This window comes from Psychrobacter sp. 1Y4 (assembly GCF_051847555.1).
Genome location: NZ_JBPYDE010000561.1, coordinates 1 through 703 on the forward strand (window position 1 = coordinate 1; position 703 = coordinate 703).

Consider the following 703-nt stretch of genomic DNA (forward strand, 5'->3'; position numbering starts at 1 on the left):
TTTGCGCGATAATAACCAGTGATTCTTGGCGAACCAAAGTTGCACGCATACGGGTTAGACGCCCTTCGTTTTGATTAGGATAACGATGGTATAAAGCCTCACCCACAATCATGCCCAAGAGCGCATCACCTAAAAACTCTAGACGCTCATAGTTTTTTTTGCTGTCAAATGAGCGGTGCGTCAATGCAAGCTTTGGCAGGCTCAAATCATTAAACACATAGCCTAACTTGCGCGTTAAGACTGCTAAGCGCTGAGTAAATTCTGAGCTAACAACAAGCGTGTCGACAGACGTACTATTTTTTTTAGGAGTAAGAACCGCTTGGGAATGTTGCGAAGTTGGTTTCATGCGTGGCTTGTGGTTATCCCTTCTGTTTTACAGATTTAGTTTAATAAAAGTATATGTTGGATTTTGTTGAGGACACTAAAGCGCTGTCCCATATTATGATTATTTATTCTGCTGTAGCCATATCGATGTCTCCTTCGAAACGATTCACGATATCGACATTGCTAAAGAACGTATTGGTTACTGCATATTCTTTATGAATAGCCAATTGGCCCGTTTTTTTATTGGTAAAAGTGAATACATCTTCTGCATTGGTGTCATAGTCCGCATTGATGGATAGCTGTTTGTTAACACGCTCAACGAACTGCTTGGCTGTCTCGTTATTATTATTGGCTACTTTAAGCTCTGCACGCAAGAGCT

At 41.1% G+C, this 703-nt stretch carries 2 protein-coding genes; both read right to left on the minus strand.

Annotation, left to right across the window (positions count from 1 at the left end):
• Positions 1 to 346 (minus strand): ribonuclease III domain-containing protein (locus tag ACS8FC_RS17560; protein WP_439297733.1); only part of this gene is annotated, 346 nt, incomplete at its 3' end.
• A 103-nt stretch (positions 347 to 449) separates the two neighbouring features.
• A partial coding sequence (locus ACS8FC_RS17565) for a DUF4845 domain-containing protein (protein WP_439297734.1) occupies positions 450 to 703 on the minus strand: 254 nt, incomplete at its 5' end.